We start from the raw sequence: 22780 nt of genomic DNA, 5'->3' as shown, positions 1-22780 counted from the left end.
AAAGGCGACCCGACTGGTCGCCTTTTTTGATGCAGGAACTTAAAGATTTACCACTTTGAAATCGCGCAGGAAGCTGCCCCAGCGGCGTTCGTAGAAAGGCTTGATATGGGCGATAAAGAAGTGGCTGATGCCCTTATCGCCTTCCACAACATGGCAAATATCGATCGGCTCATCTTCCAGCATGGTATCGGTTGCCACGCTTCCCGCCGCCTGAATGATCGCGTCAATGTCGCCGTCGGCTTCGATACCAATCAGCAGGTTTGCTGGCTGGTCGGCACTCTCTTTAATGTGAGCTACATAAGCGCGGCGCACCGATTTGTATTTGGCAAACAGCTGTGTCAGCGAGTCAATCATCTGCGCAGGCGGCTCGGCAATTTCCGACAGCAGTAATGGTGTCCCGCCTTCCAGCACGGTCTGCTGGCTGAGCGCGCTGCCGTGATCGCCCAGTAAATCGGCAATTTCACGCGGCGAAAACTCTTTCCCCTCCGGCAGTTTTGGATTCAGGAACAGCGTTTCACCGAGCGTCATTTCAAACAGCGTACGCACTGGCATCACCAGATAAGCCTGCTCGCCGCTGACCGCCTGCTCCAGTGCGCTGACCGAGGTGAAGCAGGGGATAATGCTGGTACCGTCGTCTTTTTCCCAGTGCTGCAAATCCACCGGCGTGCTGGCATCAATAGCAGAACCGGCCTCGGCGCTTTCGCCCGGGACCACCACGCTGGCATCCATCAGCAGGGAGAAAAACTCGGGGCGGTGTGCCGGTTCACCGGCGGCCAGCTTCAGCACCTCTTCAAGGCGCGGGTTAAGTTCGTTCATCGTCAGGTTCTTTTCGTTTACGGGCTATGTTTTAGCGGGCGATCCGTAAAGGAAGATCGCCCGATCGCCATTATTCGTGGCTGAGCAGCAGGTTAGCGACAGTGCGCACGCCCAGACCGGTTGCACCCGCAGACCACTGATCCACCGCACCTTTACGGTAGGTGGCGGAGCAGTCAATGTGCAGCCAGCCGGTCTTATATTCGCTGACAAAGTGCGACAGGAATGCAGCGGCGGTGCTGGCACCGGCAGAGTGTGCCGGGCTGGCGATGTTGTTGAGGTCGGCAAAGTTTGACGGCAGATGGCTGCGGTGGAATTCCGCCAGCGGCAGGCGCCAGAACGGCTCGCTCTCTTTTTCAGCACAGTTTAGCAGCGACTGCGCCAGCGCATCGTCAAAGCTGAACAGCGCGTGATAGTCGTTACCCAGTGCGGTTTTCGCCGCACCGGTCAGGGTGGCGGCATCGACGATCAGTTTTGGCTTCAGCGCACTGGCGTCAATCAGCCCATCGGCCAGAACCAGACGGCCTTCAGCGTCGGTATTCATTACCTCAACGGTTTTGCCGTTGCGGTAGTGGATGATGTCGCCAAGCTTGAAGGCATTGCCGCTGACCATGTTATCCGCGCAGCAGAGGATCAGCTTCACGCGCTTATCCAGGCCACGGGTAATCGCCAGCGCAAGCGCGCCGGTCAGGGTGGCCGCGCCGCCCATGTCAGATTTCATGGAGTCCATAAAACCGCTCTGCTTCAGGCTGTAGCCGCCGGTATCGAAAGTAATACCTTTACCGACCAGGCAGGCAAACACCGGTGCATCTTCTTTACCCGACGGATTAAAATCCAGCGTCAGCAGCACCGGGCTGCGGGAAGAACCGCGCCCGACGGTGTGCAGACCGGCATAATTTTGCAGGCGCAGGTCTTCGCCTTTGGTGATGCGGTAGCTGACGCTGTCGCAGGCGACATCACACAGCAGATCGACCGCGCGGGTCGCCAGCTGTTCTGGCCCCAGGTCTTCCGCCGGCATATTGATGGTGTCACGCACCCAGTCAACGATCTTCAGGCGGCTGTTCAGTTCTTTGGTGTCAGCCTCATTCAGTGCGGCCCATTCAACCTGGCGCGACCCTTTCGGCGCGCGGTAGCCCTGCCAGAATGCCCAGCTGTTTTCCAGATCCCAGCCGTCGCCGCTCAGGCTGATATTACGGATCCCCTGCCCGCCAATTTTTCTCGCGGCGCGCTGGATGGTGGTCTGTGCATCTTTGCCGGTGAGATGGATCGTCATTCCACTGTCATTACTGGTTAGGGTCGCTTTTTCGCCCCAGCGCGGATCGGCCGCAGCCGTTGACAGGGTAATGTTCATAACAGAGGTGGTCATCGCATGGCTCCTTATCATTTTTTCACGTCGTGGACCGGAGATCCCCGGCCTCTGCGATTTGCCGCAGGACAGATGCTATTCAAAATCGACGCACCAGACTAACAGAAATGCGGGAAAGATGTTTTCACCGCATGCTCTCATGCCGTGCTTTTATGCTGAATGTGAAACGGGCCGAAGAGTTAATCCGGCCCGTTGGCATAACGCGAATCTGTAAGCTAACGTCTAGCTGGCAGCAGCAACGCCTGCTGCTTTAAACGCCGCCCACTGTGGGGAAACCTCACGCATCCTCGCAATTGACTTCACGATCAGCGCGATCGCATAGTCAATCTCTTCAACGGTGGTGAATCGACCCAGCGAGAAACGCAGCGAGCTGTAGGCGAGATCGTCGCTCACGCCCATTGCACGCAGCACATAGGAAGGCTCCAGGCTGGCTGAGGTGCAGGCGGAGCCGGATGAAACGGCCAGATCCTTCAGCATCATAATGAGCGATTCGCCATCAACGTAGCCGAAGCTGACGTTGAGAATATTTTGCGCGCCGTGTTCAAACGAACCGTTGAGATGAACCTGTTCAATTGCGCTGATTCCCGTCCAGAAGCGTGCACGCAGTGAAGCAAGGCGCGCCATTTCTTCGGCCATCTCTTCTTTGGCAATACGATAGGCTTCACCCATGCCTACAATCTGATGCACCGGCAGCGTGCCGGAACGCATACCGCGTTCGTGGCCACCGCCGTGAATTTGAGCCTCAATTCGTACCTTAGGCTTGCGGCGAACGTATAGCGCGCCAATGCCTTTTGGGCCGTAAATCTTATGGGCGGATACGGACATTAAGTCGACGCTCAGCGTAGTGAGATCGATCGGCAATTTTCCCACGCTTTGAGTAGCGTCAACATGGAAAAGGATGCCGCGGGAGCGGCACAGTTCGCCGATGGCGGCAATATCCTGAATCACACCGGTTTCGTTATTAACGTGCATGATTGACACCAGTACCGTGTCATCACGCAGCGCGGCTTCAAGCTGAGCAAGATCGATAACGCCGTCAGCCTGTGGATTGAGCCAGGTGACGCTGTAGCCTTCGCGCTCAAGCTGTGCGCAGGTATCCAGCACGGCCTTATGTTCCGTGGTACAGGTAACAATATGACGGCCTTTTTCCTGATTCGCCTCAGCGGCACCTTTAATCGCCAGGTTATTGGCTTCGGTTGCACCGGAGGTAAACACGATTTCACGGGGATCGGCACCGATGAGTTCAGCAACCTGGTTACGGGCGATGTCTACGGCTTCTTCTGACTGCCAGCCAAAACGGTGAGAACGGGAGGCCGGATTACCGAAGGTTCCATCAAGGGTGAGGTGCTGCATCATCTTCGCGGCAACGCGGGGGTCGGCCGGAGTGGTGGCGGAGTAATCGAGGTAAATCGGTAATTTCATTGCGCGTTAAGCTCCGTACAGGTTTTCCCTGAGCTTTCAACCCGCTGTCACCGGACGACAATCTGAAAGCTCAGGGATACATAATCTGCACGACGCTGGAAACGCGATTGAGTGAGGATCAGGCGCGCAGATTAACGTTAATTGTTTCGTGCATACGACCGTTCGGGATGCGACGAATTTCATTATTGTTCTGGCGGTCGGCAACTTCCAGGATTTCCTGGTTGTTCACCAGCTCGGCCAGCGTAATATTATTCAGGAAGTCGCTGATGCGCTCGCTCAGATCGCGCCACAGCACGTGGGTCAGGCAACGTTCGCCGCCCTGGCAGCCTTCTTTGCCCTGGCATTTGGTGGCGTCAACGGATTCGTCAACGGCAGTAATCACTGCGCCAACCGCGATCGCATCAGAACCTTTACCCAGCAGATAACCACCACCCGGACCACGTACGCTGGCAACCAGACCATGCTTGCGCAGACGAGAAAACAGCTGCTCAAGATAAGAAAGGGAGATGCCCTGACGCTCTGAAATATCAGCTAAAGGTACAGGACCTTCGTGAGAGTGCAGTGCAACATCAAGCATAGCGGTAACAGCATAACGGCCTTTGGATGTCAGTCTCATGGCTTTACGACCTCGGTTATAACCCTGGATGGGTGTTAACAAAATATGGACGCAAGTCTGCCATTCCTGAGTAATTTGGTCAAGTATTTAACCGAGTAAAACACTCAACTATTTAACCAAGTGTTTTACTCAAGTATTAACTTATTGATTTAAATGAAAACCAATCAATTTTCCCGCTTTTTTTCAAGGGATGAAAGCATGCCACGAAGGATGTTTAGCTCATCTTTTTCCGGGCGGGCACGGGTAAACAGACGGCGCATTTTACTCATCACCTGTCCTGGCGTCGCCTCGCGAATGAAGCCGCTGGCCACCATCATCTTCTCCATATGCTGGTAAAAACGCTCAAGATCGTCCACCAGTGGATAAGGCGATTCGGTCACTTCGGCGGCTTCGGTTTCCTGCGATTGTAGCCAGGCCATGCGCACTTCATAGGTAATCACCTGGACGGCCATCGCCAGATTCAGCGAGCTGTATTCCGGGTTCGCGGCAATCGCCACGTGGTAGTGGCATTTTTGCAGCTCTTCATTGGTCAGACCTACGCGTTCACGGCCAAACACCAGTGCAACCGGCGCTTGCTGCCCTTCTTCCACACTCTTCAGGCCACATTCACGCGGGTCCAGCATCGGCCAGGGCAGCGAACGGGAACGCGCGCTGGTGCCGACAACCAGACTGCAGCCGGCAATCGCTTCATCAAAGGTATCGACAATGGTGGCATTACCAATCACATCGCTGGCACCGGCAGCCAGAGCGATGGCCTGCGAGTCAGGCTTAACCAGCGGATTGACCAGATAAAGGTTTGTTAAACCCATGGTTTTCATGGCACGGGCTACGGAGCCCATATTGCCGGTGTGGGACGTTTCAACCAGTACGATTCGGATATTTTGCAGCATGAGAGTGTCAGGTGTGAGGAATAATTTAACGATGCTATCATATTTTCAGGACATTTGCCGTTCTCCCTGCTATAGTACGCGCCGTTTTATATCCAACTACTGCGGCGGCCAATAAACCGGCAGGCTGGCGGTAGTAAGAGATACCGTTCTTTAACATCCAGTGAGACGACACTACATGCATCCGATGCTCAACATCGCCGTGCGCGCTGCGCGCAAGGCCGGAAACGTAATTGCTAAGAACTATGAAACCCCGGACGCAGTCGAAGCCAGCCAGAAAGGCAGCAACGACTTTGTGACTAATGTTGACCGCGAAGCGGAACGCCAGATTATCGAGGTGATTCGCAAGTCTTACCCGAAACACACCATTATTACTGAAGAAAGTGGTGAGTTAGCCGGTGAAGACCAGGATATACAGTGGATTATCGACCCTCTGGATGGCACCACCAACTTCATCAAACGCCTGCCTCACTTCTCTGTCTCTATCGCCGTGCGCATTAAAGGCCGCACCGAAGTGGCGGTAGTTTATGACCCAATGCGTAATGAACTGTTCAGCGCCGTTCGCGGCCAGGGCGCACAGCTTAACGGCTACCGCCTGCGCGGCAGCACCGCTCGCGATCTGGATGGTACCATCCTGGCGACCGGTTTCCCGTTCAAGCTGAAGCAGCACGCCACCCCTTATATCAACATCGTCAGCAAACTGTTCACCCAGTGTGCAGATTTCCGCCGTACCGGTTCTGCTGCGCTGGACCTGGCCTACACCGCCGCCGGCCGCGTTGACGGCTATTTCGAAATCGGCCTGAAGCCGTGGGATTTTGCCGCCGGTGAACTGCTGGTTCGTGAAGCCGGTGGTCTGGTCACCGACTTTGTTGGCGCACACGGCTATATGCTTTCAGGAAACATCGTTGCCGGTAACCCGCGCGTGGTGAAATCAATCCTGGCTAACATCCGTGAAGAGCTGAGCGAAGCGCTAAAGCGTTAATTTTTACCCGTCTCACGAAGGCCGACCTGACGTCGGCCTTTTTTATGCCCAAAATTAACGGGTAAACAGCGGGCGGATGCCCCCCGAAATATCTGGCTGCGCGCTCAGCCACAGTACAATACCCGCCGCCAGCAGCAGTATCCCTCCGCTCAGCGCAAGGCAGTTCAGCGCGACCTTCTGCCAGCCCGCAGCAGGACGATCCCGGCTAAGACGTAGCGCCAGAATTCGGGAAATTTGTACCAGCAGCGCCATGCCGGAAACGGTCAGCGCCGTACCCAGCGCCATCGCAATCGCCGACAGTACGCCCCAGCCGTATACCCCGATCACCTTCGAGAACAGCAGCATCATGATCGCCCCGGAACACGGACGCATCCCCATCGACATCACTACCAGACTTTTCGTTTTCCAACCCACGGCGGTGGCAAGCTGAGCGCTGTCCGGTACGTGCTGATGCCCGCAGCCGCAGCTTTCGCTGTGCTGGTGATCGGTTGGCACAATGCGATGAATAGTGATGCCGCCAGTCTTGCCCGAGGTCCGCAGCGTGCGCATCAGCTTCCTGGCCGCACGCCAGCACAGCCATACTCCCAGACCGGCCACCAGCAGATAGCTGCTTTTTTCCAGCCAGTAGCTGCTGAGATGCAGCTGCCGCGAAGAGAGTTTCAGCACCACCAGCATTATCGTAACCAGCGCAATGGCCACGCCGCCCTGCACCACCGCAGCCATCATCGTCAGCTGCAGGCTGGTTTTTACCCGGGTAGGATGCGTGGCCAGGAAGGTAGCGATCACGACTTTGCCATGCCCCGGGCCCAGCGCGTGCAAAACGCCATACAGCAGGCTGAAGCCCATCAGCGTCAGCCCCGCCTTTTGAGGATGGCTGGCAACCTGTTGCAGCAGCGCAGTCATCTGCTGGTGCAGATTTTTCTGCCAGAGCACGCTTTGTAACAGGATCTGCGGCCAGAACTGCCACACCAGCAGCGCACAGGCCAGCAGCACAATTATCAGCAGATACAGCGGCCACAGCTGCCGCCAGCTGCGCGCCTGCATAGACAGGATATTTACTGACATACCAGCGTTACCGTTTGAGCAAACTGACGACCCAAATCCATCTCTTCCGCTGGCGCATCCGCCTTATCCAGCGATAGCGCATACGCCTGCATCGAAGCATCAGGTTTTGGCGTTTTCAGTTCAAAATGGCACTCTTTCGCCAGTTCATCAGGGATTTTCAACGATTTTTCCGAGTCGTAATACATATCAACGAAGTAGGTTGGGTCAAAAGTGGAGAAGACAAAGCGCTGGCCTTTCAGCGGCTGCGGATGCGCCAGCGGCAGCACGAATTCCAGTACAGCCTGGTGGCCCTGCCGGGACAGATGATACTCCGGCGGCAGATTCTCAAATTTCACCGGCTGCTTCTGATGCCAGAACTCGGTGAAGTAGTGCTGACCCAGCACGTTAGCCATCACTTCCGCCGCCAGTTTCTTCCAGATAACCGAACCGGGTTTAGCGTCGGCGGCATCGTAAAGCAGATCGGCGGAGGTAATTTCATCCATCACCCAGCGCATTCTCAGCCCGGTAATAGTGTCACCCTGGTGGACCAGCGTGGTTTGCATATCAATAAAGCTGTGCGGGTGCGACCACGCCGCCGGTACGGCACCCACAACCAGCATCAGCCCAACAATGTATCTGTTATAACGTAACAAATTCAACCCCATTCCAGGATTTCCCGATTATTTTTGTGACCTGTATTTAAAAGCGCCGAATAAACGTCCGCAGACCCTCCACAGCCGCAGGGAGTCAGGCTAGGATTAACACAAGATACGTTTAGCGGGAGTGCAGATGACGAGTGATTACTCACCAGAAACCTCTGTTTTTTCCCGTCAGCAACGGCGCTGCCACCTCATTTTAATGCTTTGTCTTCCTGAACCTGACGTTACGCTGGAAATTTACTGCCAGCTGAACGGGGTAGAAGACGCGGTAGCCCGGCAAGATATAGCGGAGGTTACGCTGGAGATCCAGCGTTATCACCAGCTGATTATCGAACAGGATCAACAGGGGTCACTACGGCTGATCGGCGCACAGCTAAATCAGCGCCTGTGTCTGCTGCACGGTTTACGTCGTGCACTGCGGCTATCGCCTGATTTTGTCTGCCACTATTTCACCCCGAGGATCAAACACCACCTGCAGCGTAACGAGGTCAGCAAGGCGCTGTATGATGAGCATAATTTACAGGCGCTGATCCAGCACTGTTCCCGGCAGCTTATGCGGGATTTCAACGCACGCGACCGCCACTTTTTGCAGATCTACCTGCAGTACTCCCTCGCCCATGACTGCCTGGTGGACTTTAACCCTGAACAGACAAGCTGGCTGAGTGCCAAAACGGAATATGTACTGGCGCAGGAGATCCTTCGCTGCTGGCATCGGCAGGGCTATCAGCAAACCTCGGCGGATGATGCCATCCCGCTGGCGCTATTGTTTAGCCAGCTGCACATCCCCAGCATCAGCCAGCCGATTGGGGACTATGAAGCCCGGCTACTGCTGGCGATTCAACAGCTTATTCTACGTTTTCAGCAGCTATCGGGCATGCAGTTCAGCTGCCATGATGAACTCTGTGCCCAGCTGTTCAGCCATCTGGCGCAGGCGCTGGAGCGTGTACGGTTCACTGTTGGCATCGATCACAGCCTGGTGGAAGACGTGGCGCGTCAGTATCCGCGCCTGCTGCGAACGACCCGTGCCGCCCTGGTTGAATTCGAACAACAGTTCTCGCTGCGATTTTCTGAAGAAGAGCTGGGACTGACGGCGATTATCTTTGGTGCCTGGCTGATGCAGGAGAGCGCCCTGCAGGAAAAGCAGGTCCTGCTGCTGACCGGTTATGACCAGGAACTCGAACGCTGCGTTGAGCAGCAGCTGCGTGAGCTAACGCTGCTGCCGTTGAATATTAAATACCTGACGGTTGACGATTATCAGCGTAACAGTGCACCAAAGGGAATTTCTCTGGTAATTACTCCCTATGTCACCACCCTGCCGCTATTCTCACCGCCGCTGATCCACGCGGAGCTGCCGCTGGGCGAGCACCAGCAGCGCAGCATCCGTGCGCTGCTGGAATCCTGATTAACGGATCGTTGGCCGCAGGAACAAAGCCGGCACCACCAGCAGCGCCATCACCCAGAAGACCCCGCCGTGCAGATGCTGGAATAACACGCCGCAGACCATGGTCATAATCGCAATGCCGCCGCCCATCGCCAGCGCTGAGTAAAGAGACTGCAAACGAATGACCTCCGAGCCCTCACGGGAAGCAATAAAGCGCATTGCCGCCAGATGACAAACGGTGAAACTGCCGCAGTGAAGGATCTGCGCCACAATCAGCCAGCCCAGATCGGTGGTGGCTGCCATCAGGCTCCAGCGAACAATCGCCGCAATGCCGGAGAGCAGCAGCAGATCGCGGGCGCGCCAGCGGCGAAACAGCCGGTTGCTGGCAGCAAAAATGACAATCTCAGCCACGACGCCCAGCGACCACAAATAACCCACGACGCTGGCCGAATAGCCCGCCTGCTGCCAGTAGATCGCGCTAAAACCATAATAGGCCGCATGCGCTCCCTGCATCAGCGTCACGCACAGCATAAAACGCCAGACGGCATTCTCCCGCAGCATCTGCAGCCACACCTGCCAGCCAGCGTGGCTGCCCTGCTTCGAGGTGCCCTGCGGCATCACCGCCGGACGCAGCAGCATCCCGGCCAGCATCGCGCCGCAGCCTGCGCACAGCAGCATCAGAATCGCCTGGTAAGAGAATTGATTGACCAGTACACCGGTCAATGCCGAGCTGATAACAAACGCCAGCGATCCCCATAGCCGCACCGGTCCGTAGGGCAGCGCGATTTGCCGCTGCCAGGTGGCAGCCAGCGCATCGCTCAGCGGCACCAGCGGTGAAAACACAAGGTTAAAGCCCACCATCACGAAAAGCAGCCAGAGCCAATGCGAGCCGAAGCAGAATCCCAGGGCGAACAGCAGGGTAATCAGCGCCAGCAGACGCAGCGCATTGACCAGCTGGGAAGGATTGGTGACGCGGGAGGCAATCAACAGGCTGCCGGTAAAGCGAGCGATCATGCCGCAGCCAAGCAGCAGACCGATCTGCTCAGGCTTCATGCCGCTGCCCTCAAGCCAGACGCCCCAAAATGGCAGGTAGATGCCGTAGGCAAAGAAATAAGTGAAGTAGCCCAGCCCCAGCCAGTACGTCGATCGTATCGTCATGTTCCATCCGACAGAGTAAGTTTCGGCGGTACTCTACACCGTGTGGACAGATAAAAAAATAACGGGACACAAAGTGCCCCGTTATCTGTGCAACGGCTCGCAGTAAAGGAGCTGCTAGCGGATTATGCGTATACCGGGAAGCGGGCGCAGATATCCAGAACCTGCTTCTTCACGCGCTCGCTCACGCCTTCGTCATTGATATTGTCAAGAATATCGCTGATCCAGCCAGCCAGCTCGCGCACTTCAGCTTCTTTGAAACCACGACGGGTTACAGCTGGAGAACCGATGCGAATACCGGAAGTCACGAACGGGCTCTTCGGATCGTTAGGCACGCTGTTTTTGTTGACGGTGATGTTAGCACGGCCCAGAGCGGCGTCGGCTTCTTTACCGGTCAGGTTTTTGTCAACCAGGTCCAGCAGGAACAGATGGTTATGGGTGCCGCCGGAAACTACGTTGTAGCCACGCTCCAGGAACACTTCAACCATCGCTCGTGCGTTTTTAGCAACCTGCTGCTGGTAGGTTTTGAACTCTGGCTCCATCGCTTCTTTGAACGCCACCGCTTTACCGGCGATAACGTGCATCAGAGGGCCGCCCTGGCCGCCAGGGAATACCGCTGAGTTCAGTTTCTTATACAGATCTTCGTCACCGCCCTGAGCCAGGATCAGACCACCGCGAGGACCCGCCAGGGTTTTATGGGTAGTCGAGGTCACGATGTGTGCGTGTGGTACCGGGTTAGGGTAAACGTCAGCAGCGATCAGACCAGCAACGTGGGCCATATCGACGAACAGGTATGCGCCAACGCTGTCAGCGATTTCACGCATTTTAGCCCAGTCACACACGCCGGAGTATGCGGAGAAGCCGCCTACGATCATTTTCGGCTGGTGCTGTTTAGCCAGTTCGGCCAGCTCGTTGTAGTCGATTTTGCCGGTTTCATCGATACCGTAAGGAATGACTTTATACAGTTTGCCGGACAGGTTAACCGGGGAACCGTGGGTCAGGTGACCACCGTGTGCCAGGTTCATACCCAGAATGGTATCGCCCGGCTGCAGCAGCGCGGTGTAAACAGCGAAGTTCGCCTGCGAACCGGAATGCGGCTGCACGTTGGCATAGTCGGCACCAAACAGCGCTTTAGCGCGGTCGATAGCCAGCTGCTCAACGATATCCACGTACTCACAGCCACCGTAATAGCGTTTCCCCGGATACCCTTCGGCATATTTGTTAGTCAGCTGGGATCCCTGAGCCTGCATTACACGTGGGCTGGTATAGTTTTCTGAAGCAATCAGCTCGATGTGCTCTTCCTGACGCACTTTCTCCTGCTCCATCGCCTGCCATAAATCGGCATCGTAATCGGCAATGTTCATATCACGCTTTAACATCTGCATCTCCTGACTCAACTGACTTTTAATAAGGAACTTCGGGGTGTTGGGCAACAGTTTAAACTGTTACCCTGCCGTTGAATAGCGCCATGACCGCCTTTTTGCGCAAACGATTGGCTTCAGAGCCAGCAAGGCTTAGATATCATTTTTGCAAGCAGTTGGTTACGGAGTTTTCCTCATTATCAACTTGCAGCTTGTTCAACAAGCCCACGCCATCAGCACGGATAAATAACCCTGATTCTCAGATGGGTATTTACAATGCAATTTCCCGAAAATTAATGCATCTGAAATACACGTTATAAAATCAGGGAGTTCACTATGCTAGATAATCAGACCATTGCCATCGTCAAATCCACCATTCCCGCCATTCTCGAACTCGGACCAAGCCTGACGGCCCACTTTTACGATCGTATGTTCAGCCACAATCCCGAACTGAAAGATATTTTTAATATGAGCAATCAGCGCAACGGCCACCAGCGGGAAGCGCTGTTTAATGCCGTCTGCGCCTATGCCAGCAATATCGATAATCTGGCGGCGCTTGGCCCCGCCGTGGAAAAAATAGCCCAAAAGCATACCAGTTTTGCCATTCGGCCTGAGCAATACAACATTGTCGGTACGCACTTGCTGGCCAGCATTGATGAAATGCTGCATCCGGGTGAAGAGGTTCTTGAGGCCTGGGGCAAAGCCTATGGCGTGCTGGCCGGAATCTTCGTGCAGCGTGAAGAGCAGATTTATGAACTTTCCGAGCAGAAACCCGGTGGCTGGAGGGGGACGCGAGAATTCGTTATTAGCGAAATCACCCCACAAAGCGCGGTAATCAAAAGTTTTGTGCTGACACCGGCCGACGGCCAGCCTGTCGCGAGCTATCGCGCGGGGCAGTATCTTGCCTTGTGGGTGGACGATCCTTCATTTGAAAACAAAGAAATTCGTCAGTATTCACTCACCCGCTCACCGAACGGCAAAAATTATCGTCTTGCCGTACGCCATGAACAAGGCGGGACGATGTCCAGCTGGCTACATCAGCAGAAAGTGGGCACGCATCTGCGCGTTGCTCCACCGGCCGGTGATTTCTTCCTCGACGTGAAGCCGGAAACACCGGTTACGCTGATTTCCGCAGGCGTGGGGCTAACGCCGATGCTGGCGATGCTGCATCAGCTGGCGGAGAGCCGACATCCGTCGACGGTGCAGTGGTTCCACGCCGCCGATAACGGCAGCACGCACGCCTTTGCGAAAGAGGTCACGGAAACCGGAGCGCATCTGCCGCGATTTACGCAGCATATCTGGTACAGTCATCCCACAGCTCAGGATAAAGAGAAGTTCAACACGCATGGACTTATCAACCTGTCACCGCTGGAGTCCATGCTCAGCGATCCGGCTATGCAATATTATTTATGTGGTCCGGTAGGCTTTATGGAAGCGGTTGAGCAGCAGCTACAACAGTTGGGCGTTTCGCACGATCGTATTCATTATGAAGTTTTTGGCCCGCACAAAGCGCTGTAACCAACCCTTCTGCCGATCGTAACGCCAGAAATGAGCAGGGCCTGAATATTCAGGCCCTGTTACGCAAGTGAAAAACAGCGATTAAATCGCTTCTTCGTCTTCTTCACCGGTGCGGATACGCACAACGCGCGCCACATCAAACACAAAAATCTTACCGTCACCGATTTTACCGGTTTGCGCCGTGTTCATAATAGTATCGACGCAGGTATCGACAATATCATCAGCCACAACGATTTCGATTTTCACTTTTGGCAGAAAATCGACCATATATTCAGCACCACGATACAGCTCGGTGTGGCCTTTCTGACGGCCAAAACCTTTAACTTCCGTTACCGTCATACCGGTGATGCCGACTTCCGCCAGCGCTTCGCGCACGTCATCCAGTTTGAACGGCTTAATAATTGCATCGATCTTTTTCATAGCAGACCCTTATTTCTCCCTCCGGTAACGGACGGGTAATCAACGATTAACTTCACCGGACAGGTCACGCGGCGCGGTCTGTCTCTTTTTTCAGGCAGCTAAACTACCATAATTGATAGCAAAAACGGCACTGAAAATTATTCTTTAAAATCGCCAGCGTCCAGTTCATGTCGCGACAACAGTTTATAAAACTCGGTGCGATTGCGCCCTGCCATTCGGGCGGCATTGGTGACATTTCCTTTGGTCATCTGCAGCAGCTTGCGCAGGTAGTTAAGCTCGAACTGATTCCGCGCTTCCGCGAATGTAGGCAATGCGGTATTTTCTCCGGCCAGCGCCTGCTCGACCAGCGCCTCACCAATGACCGGCGCCGACGTCAGCGCCACGCACTGTTCAATCACATTCACCAGCTGGCGGACATTTCCCGGCCAGCTGGCGGCCATCAGGCGATGCATCGCATCGCTGGAGAAACTGCGGACAAACGGTTTGTGCCGCGCGGCCGACTGCTTCAGCAAATGATTGGCCAGCAGCGGGATATCCTCGGCTCGCTCATGCAGTGCGGGGATTTTCAAGTTGACCACGTTTAAACGATAGAACAAATCTTCGCGAAACTCTTTTTTCTCCATCGCTTTTGGCAGATCGCGATGGGTAGCGGAGATAATACGCACGTCGATATCCAAATCGCGATTGCTGCCCAGCGGGCGCACTTTACGCTCCTGCAGCACACGCAGCAGTTTGACCTGCAGCGCCTGCGGCATATCGCCAATTTCATCGAGGAACAGCGTTCCCCCTTCCGCGGCCTGGAACAGCCCTTCCCGGCTGCTCACCGCCCCGGTAAAAGCCCCTTTCGCATGGCCAAACAGCTCGGATTCCAGCAGTTGCTCCGGCAGGGCACCGCAGTTAATCGCGATAAATGCTTTGCCCGCACGCGGGCTGGCCGCATGGATCGCCTGCGCCAGGATCTCTTTTCCGGTTCCGCTCTGGCCGTTAATCAGCACGCTAACGTCAGAGTGCGCCACCATCCGCGCCTGTTCCAGCAGACGCAGCATTAGCGGACTGCGGGTGACAATATTTTCGCTCCACGACTCATCCGTCGTTGGCACCCGGTGCGCCAGCGCCTCATCAATGGCTTTATACAACGCATCGCGATCCACCGGCTTGGTCAGAAAGCTGAACACACCCTGTTGCGTAGCGGCAACGGCATCGGGGATAGAACCGTGAGCGGTAAGAATGATGACCGGCATGCCGGGATGACGTTTCTGGATTTCGGCAAACAGCGCCATCCCGTCCATTTCATCCATACGCAGATCGCTAATCGCCAGATCGATAGTTTCGCGGTCCAGCACCCGCAGCGCTTCCGGGCCGCTTTCGGCGGTGGTAACAGCAAAACCTTCACTACTGAGGCGCATACCAAGGAGTTTAAGCAGGCTGGGGTCGTCATCCACCAGCAGCAGCCGGGCTGATTTTTTTATCATGGCGTTCCATCATCTTCTGATTTACTGCCGGACGATGTCGCATCGTCCGGTGCGGATTTATCCGCGGCATGGCTGCTGTCGGCGGCATCAGGCGAGCGCCGTGATGAGAGCTGACGTTCAATATCGGTCAGGGAATCCAGCTTGCGCCGGGTCACCGCCAGTTCCTGATTCAGCGCGATGTCCTGCTGGCGCAGCGCATCAAGCTGCGCATCGCTGGTTTGTTGCAGCGTCGCGTAGCGCGTGCGCTCTGCGGATAGTTGCAGCAGCGATCCCTGCCCTTCCCGCCACAGGGTCAGCAACGGGCGCACGGCGGTGGGGTAGTCGTAGCTGTAATCATCAAGCCGCTGCAAATACTGGCGGCGTTCCACCGGCGTGATATTACCGTTGCTGAGCAGTACGGCCTGTTTAAACCGGCTCTGCCAGTTATCCGCTGGCCAGCGACGCGCTTCTGCCCGCGCTTCGGCTGGTGTCAGGCGTTCGGCACAGTCCATCGTTCGCAGCCAGTAAAGCGGATTATTGACCACCGATACGCTGTTAAAGGTCCAGACCTGGCCGCAGGAAACCTCCTGGAAATCCACAACGCGGCGTTGAGTTTCGCTGAACGAATCATGCGTCAGACTGCTGTTCTTCTCTGGCATCTGGCTACAGCCAGATATCAGTGAAGTCAGCAGTGACACCGCAGCGAGTTTGCCGGTTCGATCCAGAGACAACAGAGCAGATAAAGGTGAAAAACGCATGACTAGTTATTCCCGGCGGTGGTATTTAATTCGATACGGAAGCAAACATCCGCTTCCTTGCTGTCAACCAGCTGTAAATCACCCTGTAAACGCTGCAGGCAATCTTTGGCAATGCTCAGCCCCAGCCCACTGCCTTTAACGGCCCCCTTCCGCTGCATGTTGCCCTGGAAGAAAGGTTCAAAGATCATCGCCCGCTCTGCGTCCGGGATAGGCGTGCCGGTGTTGGCAACTTCAATGATTGCCCGGCCTCCCTGCTGGCGGCTGCGGATCCAGATACGGCCTGATTCTGCGCCGTAGTGTACAGCATTGGAATAAAGATTATCGATCGCCCGCAGTAACAATGTCGGCTCAGCCCGGCAGCTGGCGAGCTGAAGATCGACTTCGGTATGCATCATCTTAGCGCGAGCCGTCAGGTTGTGGCTGGCAATCAGCGTTTCAACCAGCGGTGCCAGCGGCACATCCTCAAGCGGCAGCGGGCCATCGGCTAACTTACGGTTGTAGTCCAGCAGCTGCTCAATCAGCGTTTGCAGGCGGCGGCTGCTGTCATTGAGAATGCTCACCACCTCTTTTTGGTCGGCGGTTAAAGGTCCAACTATCTGATCGGCGAGCAGTTCCGTGCCTTCACGCATGCTGGCCAGCGGCGTTTTTAGCTCATGAGAGATATGGCGCAGAAACTCATGCCGCTGGGACTCAAGCCAGGTCAGCCGCTCGCTCAACCACAGTATGCGCTGCCCAAGAGAGCGAATTTCGCGCGGGCCTTTAAACATCAGGTTCTGTTCCAGCTGCTGCCCTTCACCCAGGCGATTAATCATCCGTTCTACAGCTTTCACCGGCCCGATAATCATGCGGGTAAACAACACCACCAGCCCGAGGCTGAGCAGGAACAGCGTCAGCGCCTGCCAGCCAAAATACTGACCCCGATCGGCAATTTCACGCTGTAACTGTAGACCACGCGAGAAGACCACTTCACGAGTTGTCTGCACCAGCTGCGCGTTAGCGGAAGAAAATGCCTCCAGCTGCTCGGCTGCCGCCTTGACCGGTGCGCTGTTGTCGCATTTTATCTGGCTTAACTGAGTCAGACTTTGACGCAGCGCCTGATAGGTACGGATGTCCGGCAGCACCGGCGCGTGGGCATCAAGCATTTGCGAATAGCGGCTGTGCTGAGTTTGATAGAGCTTTTGCAGCATCGGGTTATCCAGCACGCAGTACTGTCGATAGCTGCGCTCCAGTTCCAGCGCGGTGCGCGCCATCGCTTCACTGCGCCGCACATCGGTCAGGGTGGTGCGGTTAGTATCCGCAGCGCGATCGCTCAGCGCCGACAGGCTTTCCCAGGCCTGCCATGCCAGCACCAGCAGCGGTAATAACACCAGTAAAAACGCCATCAGCACCAGCTGACGCAGGGATCGTGGAAACAGACGCCATTTCTTCACGGAGAGATCTCTTGTTCAGGTTATCAGTGATGCTAGCGGAGAGTGGGCTGCGAGGAAAGTCAGGCGATGAAATGAAAATGGCCGGTTCACTGAACCGGCCATCGGGCGACGCTGCAGGTGAGCAGCGAGGCTGAATAGGTGGAGCCTAACTCAACGTTGCGTCCGATGTTTGATAACGTCACAGAGTGAACGATTATCGGTGGGGTGGACGACAGGCTCCGTTTTGTGCGTCATTCTGGGCGTTATGGGCACTTGACCGCTTACGCAGGGCTGTCATAACCAGGTGAATGAGCCGCTGAATAGATTATAGCAATCATCGTGCCAGTTTTTCAAATTATGTTTTAACTTATTATAAAATGGTGATTTTTTATGATGTCGTTCTCTTTTATTCGCGATCGTTTTGACCAGTCGGTCTGGCTGAGTGTCGCTGAAAAGTAACACTTTTAGCGATGTGTGAATCGTGCCATTTAAATCAACGAGTTAAGTGTCGCCGTTTGGAGACGCTAATTTGAGGGGATTGTCGGGGAAATGCAACAGGGGGCTGCTGCTGGTGGTTTTGGGGCTGGTGGTTTTGGGGCTGGCGGGTTCGGGGCTTCCTGCCCCGGCTGCGCCTTTTGCTCGCGTCCATGCGAGCAAATCCTGGCTCCCTCGTTACGTTCAGCGCTGCGGATTGCCCGTTTCCAGGACCAACCCGTCTGCGCTTTGCTATCGGAGTCGCTGCTTTAATAGATCGTCTTTCGACATTCCTTCGATTTTCCAATGATGGAAATGGCCCACATTGCCCTCTCCAGATAACGAGACAGTCCGGGAAACCTACTAGCCATTCAGCTAATGAAAGGGAAATCAACTTGCCGACCAGTTAATACTTATGACTGACCTCGTCTCAATTCAGATAAGAAGCGACGGCAATTTCCGGAAGAGGGCCAGCCTGGGCGGCTGACGGGCAATCCGCGGCGCTGAGGTGCAGGCAGCGGGGCCGGAGAAAACGGCAGAGAAACCAACCGCCCATTCAGCTAATGAAAGCGAAATCAACTTACCGACCAGGTCAATACTCATGACTGTAATCCGTCTAAATTCAGATAAGAAGCGACGACAAATTCCGGAAGAGGGCCAGCCTGGGCGGCTGACGGGCAATCCGCAGCGCTGAGGTGCAGGTAGCGGGACCGGAGAGAACGGCAGGGATGCCGGGCTCAGGCGTGGCGCGGGCAGGACGCCCGCTCCACGCCGATCCGCAAGGCCCGATACCGAAACCGAAGGCACCGCAAAGCGGCGCGAGGACCGCCCGGTAGCCGCGCAGGCTGGCCCTCGTTCACCGCAATCCCAGCAAAGCTTTTCATCTTGACACCCGTTTCGGAAATGTCACTGACAAAAAAAAGCCACCATCCCAAAAGACAGTGGCTTTTTCAAACCTGCCATTAACCCGCTGATTTACAGCAGGCTACTCACACAGGTATCAGCCCAGTTGCTTACGCGCATTGCGGAAAATACGCATCCACGGGCTGTCCTCGCCCCACTCTGCCGGGTGCCAGGAGTTGCTGACGGTGCGGAACACGCGCTCCGGGTGCGGCATCATAATCGTTACGCGACCGCTTTCGTTAGTCACCGCCGTAATGCCGTTTGGAGAACCGTTCGGGTTAGCCGGATACTGTTGAGTCACGTTGCCGAAGTTATCGACAAAGCGCAGTGCCACCAGCCCTTTCTGCTCAAGCTGTGCCAGATGTGCATCGCTGCGCACCTCCACAAAGCCTTCACCGTGCGAAACCGCAATCGGCATACGGGAACCGACCATACCATCCAGCAGCAGCGACGGGCTGGCCGCCACTTCGACCAGGCTGAAGCGGGCTTCAAAACGCTCGGACTGGTTGCGCACAAAGCGCGGCCACTCTTCGCTACCCGGGATCAGCTCACGCAGATTCGACATCATCTGGCAGCCGTTGCACACGCCCAGCGCCAGCGTCTGCGGACGGTGGAAGAAGGTTTCGAACTCGTCGCGCACGCGGCTGTTGAACAGAATCGATTTCGCCCAGCCTTCACCCGCGCCCAGCACATCGCCGTAAGAGAAGCCGCCGCAGGCAACCAGTGCCTGAACGTCGCTCAGACCGCGACGGCCCGCCAGCAGATCGCTCATATGCACGTCAACCGCATCAAATCCGGCACGGTGGAAAGCAGCCGCCATCTCAACGTGGGAGTTAACGCCCTGCTCGCGCAGCACGGCAACCTTTGGACGCGCGCCGGTGGCAATAAACGGTGCAGCGATATCTTCTTCCGGCTTGAAGGTCAGTTTGACGTTCAGGCCCGGATCGCTGTTGTCTTTCTTAGCTTCGTGTTCCTGATCGGCACAGGCCGGGTTATCACGCAGGCGCTGCATCTGCCAGGTGGTTTCAGCCCACCAGGTACGCAGCGTGGTACGGCTTTCGCTGTACACCGCAGAATCGCCGGAGGTGATCACAAAGCAATCGCCCTCTACCGCACGACCCAGCACGTGAACGCAGTCTCCCAGTCCGTTGGCAGCAAACACCTGCTCAACCGCCGCGCAGTCTGCGGCAGCAACCTGAATCACCGCACCCAGCTCTTCGTTAAACAGCGCAGCCAGGCTATCGCTGCCCAGCGCGGCAATATCTGCCTCAACGCCGCAGTGACCGGTAAAGGCCATTTCTGCCAGCGTCACCAGCAGGCCGCCGTCTGAACGGTCGTGGTAAGCCAGCAGTTTGTCATTGGCCACCAGCGTCTGGATAGCGTTCCAGAACCCGGCCAGCTGTTTCGCATCACGCACGTCGGCAGGTTTGTCACCCAACTGACGATAAACCTGAGACAGTGCCGTTGCGCCCAGCGCGTTAACGCCCTGACCAAGGTCGATCAGCAGCAGGCGGTTATCCACGGTTTGCAGCTGTGGCGTAGCGGTTTTGCGCACGTCTTCCACACGGGCAAAGGCGGTGATCACCAGCGACAGCGGAGAGGTCATCTCGCGCTGCTCGGTCCCTTCCTGCCAGCGGGTTTTCATCGACATGGAGTCTTTGCCCACCGGGATTGTGATACCCAGCGCCGGGCACAGCTCTTCGCCGACGGCTTTGACCGCTTCATACAGGCCCGCATCTTCACCCGGGTGACCAGCGGCGGCCATCCAGTTAGCGGAAAGTTTAATACGCGTCAGCGGACCAATCTGGGTCGCTGCGATGTTGGTCAGCGCTTCACCCACGGCCAGACGGCCGGATGCAGCGAAGTCCAGCAGGGCAACCGGCGCACGTTCGCCCAGCGCCATTGCTTCACCGTAGTAGCTGTCAAGGCTGGCGGTGGTGATCGCGCTGTTAGCCACCGGGATCTGCCACGGTCCCACCATCTGATCGCGCGCAACCATGCCGGTGACGGTACGGTCGCCGATAGTCACGAGGAAGGTTTTCTCCGCAACGGTCGGCAGGTGCAGAACGCGGTTGATCGCATCAGCAATAGAAATGTTGTCGCGAACCAGCGCGTCGCCTTTAGCCTTCAGGCTGGCAACATCGCGGGTCATTTTTGGCGTTTTGCCCAGCAGCACGTCCAGCGGCAGATCGATTGGCGTATTGTCGAAATGGCTGTCAGCCAGCGACAGGTGCATCTCTTCGGTAGCTTCGCCGATCACCGCATACGGAGCGCGTTCACGTTTGCACAGCTCGTCAAACAGTTCGATGCTCTCAGGTGCAACCGCCAGAACATAACGCTCCTGCGATTCGTTACACCAGACTTCCAGCGGGCTCATGCCCGGTTCGTCATTGAGAATATCGCGCAGATTGAAACGGCCACCGCGCTCGCCGTCGCTGACCAGTTCCGGCATGGCGTTGGACAGACCGCCCGCGCCGACGTCGTGGATAAACAGAATAGGGTTTGCTTCACCCATCTGCCAGCAGCGGTCGATCACTTCCTGGCAGCGGCGTTCCATTTCCGGGTTGTCGCGCTGAACTGAGGCGAAGTCGAGGTCGGCATCGGACTGGCCGGAAGCCATAGATGACGCGGCACCGCCGCCCAGACCGATATTCATCGCCGGGCCACCCAGTACGATCAGCTTGGCACCCACGGTGATTTCGCCTTTCTGCACGTGATCGGCACGGATGTTACCAATACCACCGGCCAGCATGATCGGCTTGTGGTAGCCGCGCAGCTCTTCGCCGTTGTGGCTGTTAACACGCTCTTCATAAGTACGGAAGTAGCCGTTCAGCGCCGGGCGACCAAATTCGTTGTTAAACGCCGCACCGCCCAGAGGGCCTTCGGTCATGATATCCAGCGCGGTAACGATACGTTCCGGCTTGCCGAAATCCTCTTCCCACGGCTGTTCGAAGCCCGGGATACGCAGGTTAGACACGGAGAAGCCAACAAGGCCGGCTTTCGGCTTCGCGCCGCGTCCGGTTGCGCCTTCATCACGGATTTCGCCACCGGAACCGGTCGCGGCACCCGGCCACGGAGAAATTGCCGTCGGGTGGTTATGGGTTTCTACCTTCATCAGGATGTGCGTATCTTCCTGATGGAAGTCATAGGCACCCTGACGGTCAGCGTAGAAACGGCCGACCTGAGAACCTTCCATCACCGCGGCATTGTCTTTATAGGCAGACAGCACGTGGTCCGGGGTTTTCTCGAAGGTGTTTTTGATCATCTTGAACAGCGACTTCGGCTGCTGCTCACCGTCAATCACCCAGTCGGCATTGAAAATTTTGTGACGGCAGTGCTCGGAGTTTGCCTGGGCAAACATATAGAGCTCGATGTCGTTCGGGTTGCGCCCCAGTTTTTCAAACGCGGCCAGCAGGTAGTCGATCTCATCCTCGGCCAGTGCCAGGCCCAGCTTGATATTGGCCTGAACCAGTGCATCACGACCTTCACCCAGCACATCCACGCTCTGTACCGGCGCGGGCTGATGGTGTGCGAACAGCTGCTCGGCCTGATTCAGATCCGTAAACACGGTTTCCATCATACGATCGTGCAGCAGAGCGGCCAAAGCCCCCCACTGTGCATCGGTCAGCTGTGGAGCCTGAATATAGAAGGCCAGGCCGCGCTCAAGGCGCAGAACCTGCGGCAGGTCGCAGTTGTGGGCGATATCGGTCGCTTTGGATGACCACGGGGAGATCGTGCCGGGACGCGGGGTCACCAGCAGCAGGCGGCCTTCCGGGGTATGCTCAGCGAGAGAAGGACCGTATTTCAGCAGGCGCTGCAGGCGCGCTTTCGCATCCGCATCAAGCGGCGCGCTGACATCGGCGAAATGGACGTACTCGGCGTAAATATCACTCACCGGCAGGTGAGCGTCCTGAAAGCGGGTCAGCAGTTTGTTAATACGAAATGCCGACAGGGCGGGCGAACCACGCAGAATTTCCATCATTAAAGATCTCTCGTCTCGAAGCGCCGGGCGACGCTTCATTGGGCGCAACAGGGAAAACGGGCGCTATTATAGAGAATCCCCACCGGTTACGAAACCGTTTGCGCAGAATTAATCGACATCCAGAATTGGCTGAAAATTACACGATTCAGGTTGATTTAAGTTGCGATGCCACGCGGACT

The 22780-nt window shown here is 56.2% G+C and carries 18 protein-coding genes; 3 read left to right on the top strand and 15 right to left on the bottom strand.

All coding sequences use genetic code 11. The features are described 5' to 3' along the window. Window positions 1-39: 39 nt before the first annotated feature. The 5 genes from sseB to trmJ form a co-directional block, all read right to left on the bottom strand. Window positions 40-816, bottom strand: coding sequence for an enhanced serine sensitivity protein SseB (gene sseB / locus IBT47_RS16890; RefSeq protein ID WP_200561616.1), 777 nt, complete (start codon window positions 814-816; stop codon window positions 40-42). Window positions 817-886: 70 nt separating this feature from the next. Then, window positions 887-2179: an aminopeptidase PepB gene (gene pepB / locus IBT47_RS16885; protein ID WP_200561614.1), complete on the bottom strand. Its 1293-nt coding sequence runs from the start codon at window positions 2177-2179 to the stop codon at window positions 887-889. A gap of 222 nt (window positions 2180-2401) precedes the next feature. Continuing rightward, complete coding sequence (locus IBT47_RS16880) at window positions 2402-3601, bottom strand: IscS subfamily cysteine desulfurase (RefSeq protein ID WP_200561612.1); 1200 nt, start codon at window positions 3599-3601, stop codon at window positions 2402-2404. A 118-nt stretch (window positions 3602-3719) separates the two neighbouring features. After that, the gene (gene iscR / locus IBT47_RS16875; protein WP_105593213.1) at window positions 3720-4217 is read right to left on the bottom strand and encodes a Fe-S cluster assembly transcriptional regulator IscR; all 498 of its coding nucleotides are present in this window, start codon (window positions 4215-4217) and stop codon (window positions 3720-3722) included. Window positions 4218-4381: 164 nt separating this feature from the next. Then, entirely contained in the window at window positions 4382-5107 is a 726-nt protein-coding gene (trmJ, locus tag IBT47_RS16870) for a tRNA (cytosine(32)/uridine(32)-2'-O)-methyltransferase TrmJ (protein WP_105593212.1), read from the bottom strand. A 175-nt stretch (window positions 5108-5282) separates the two neighbouring features. Between trmJ and suhB the strand changes: the two genes are divergently transcribed. Further along, a complete protein-coding gene (suhB, locus tag IBT47_RS16865; RefSeq protein ID WP_105593211.1) occupies window positions 5283-6086 on the top strand; it encodes an inositol-1-monophosphatase in 804 nt (267 codons plus the stop codon). 54 nt (window positions 6087-6140) lie between these two features. Here suhB and IBT47_RS16860 read toward each other — a convergent pair whose 3' ends face one another. Then, complete coding sequence (locus IBT47_RS16860; RefSeq protein WP_200561610.1) at window positions 6141-7151, bottom strand: nickel/cobalt transporter; 1011 nt, start codon at window positions 7149-7151, stop codon at window positions 6141-6143. Further along, the gene (locus IBT47_RS16855; RefSeq protein WP_234471949.1) at window positions 7142-7750 is read right to left on the bottom strand and encodes a DUF1007 family protein; all 609 of its coding nucleotides are present in this window, start codon (window positions 7748-7750) and stop codon (window positions 7142-7144) included. The genes IBT47_RS16860 and IBT47_RS16855 overlap by 10 nt, the downstream gene beginning before the upstream one ends. A 169-nt stretch (window positions 7751-7919) precedes the next feature. Between IBT47_RS16855 and csiE the strand changes: the two genes are divergently transcribed. Then, window positions 7920-9191 (top strand): stationary phase inducible protein CsiE, encoded by a 1272-nt coding sequence (csiE, locus tag IBT47_RS16850; RefSeq protein WP_200561606.1) that lies wholly within the window; start codon window positions 7920-7922, stop codon window positions 9189-9191. Here csiE and IBT47_RS16845 read toward each other — a convergent pair whose 3' ends face one another. Then, window positions 9192-10328, bottom strand: coding sequence for a 3-phenylpropionate MFS transporter (locus IBT47_RS16845; RefSeq protein ID WP_200561603.1), 1137 nt, complete (start codon window positions 10326-10328; stop codon window positions 9192-9194). 122 nt (window positions 10329-10450) lie between these two features. Beyond that, on the bottom strand, window positions 10451-11704 hold the full coding sequence (gene glyA, locus IBT47_RS16840; protein ID WP_105593206.1) for a serine hydroxymethyltransferase: 1254 nt from the start codon (window positions 11702-11704) through the stop codon (window positions 10451-10453). Window positions 11705-12022: 318 nt separating this feature from the next. Here glyA and hmpA point away from each other — a divergent pair, with 318 nt between their 5' ends. Beyond that, window positions 12023-13204 carry an NO-inducible flavohemoprotein gene (gene hmpA, locus IBT47_RS16835; protein WP_200561601.1) on the top strand — a complete coding sequence of 394 codons (1182 nt, stop codon included), beginning with the start codon at window positions 12023-12025 and terminating at the stop codon, window positions 13202-13204. Between the two features lie 81 nt (window positions 13205-13285). On the opposite strand, the gene glnB is transcribed toward hmpA, so the two are convergent. The 6 genes from glnB to purL all read right to left on the bottom strand — a co-directional run bounded on the left by glnB (window position 13286) and on the right by purL (window position 22601). Further along, window positions 13286-13624 carry a nitrogen regulatory protein P-II gene (gene glnB / locus IBT47_RS16830; RefSeq protein WP_056238873.1) on the bottom strand — a complete coding sequence of 113 codons (339 nt, stop codon included), beginning with the start codon at window positions 13622-13624 and terminating at the stop codon, window positions 13286-13288. A 137-nt stretch (window positions 13625-13761) separates the two neighbouring features. Further along, window positions 13762-15096 carry a two-component system response regulator GlrR gene (gene glrR, locus IBT47_RS16825; protein WP_105593204.1) on the bottom strand — a complete coding sequence of 445 codons (1335 nt, stop codon included), beginning with the start codon at window positions 15094-15096 and terminating at the stop codon, window positions 13762-13764. Beyond that, window positions 15093-15833 (bottom strand): two-component system QseEF-associated lipoprotein QseG, encoded by a 741-nt coding sequence (gene qseG, locus IBT47_RS16820; RefSeq protein ID WP_200561599.1) that lies wholly within the window; start codon window positions 15831-15833, stop codon window positions 15093-15095. Before qseG ends, glrR begins: the two co-directional genes overlap by 4 nt. 2 nt (window positions 15834-15835) lie before the next feature. After that, the gene (locus IBT47_RS16815) at window positions 15836-17263 is read right to left on the bottom strand and encodes a HAMP domain-containing sensor histidine kinase (RefSeq protein WP_200561597.1); all 1428 of its coding nucleotides are present in this window, start codon (window positions 17261-17263) and stop codon (window positions 15836-15838) included. A gap of 888 nt (window positions 17264-18151) precedes the next feature. After that, the gene (locus IBT47_RS16810) at window positions 18152-18319 is read right to left on the bottom strand and encodes a hypothetical protein (protein WP_200561595.1); all 168 of its coding nucleotides are present in this window, start codon (window positions 18317-18319) and stop codon (window positions 18152-18154) included. Window positions 18320-18716: 397 nt separating this feature from the next. Next, entirely contained in the window at window positions 18717-22601 is a 3885-nt protein-coding gene (gene purL / locus IBT47_RS16805; RefSeq protein ID WP_200561593.1) for a phosphoribosylformylglycinamidine synthase, read from the bottom strand. Window positions 22602-22780 lie beyond the last annotated feature (179 nt).

This window comes from Erwinia sp. S43, assembly GCF_016624745.1.
GTDB lineage: Bacteria > Pseudomonadota > Gammaproteobacteria > Enterobacterales > Enterobacteriaceae > Erwinia > Erwinia coffeiphila.
This window is presented reverse-complemented; position numbering and strand designations above follow the sequence as displayed.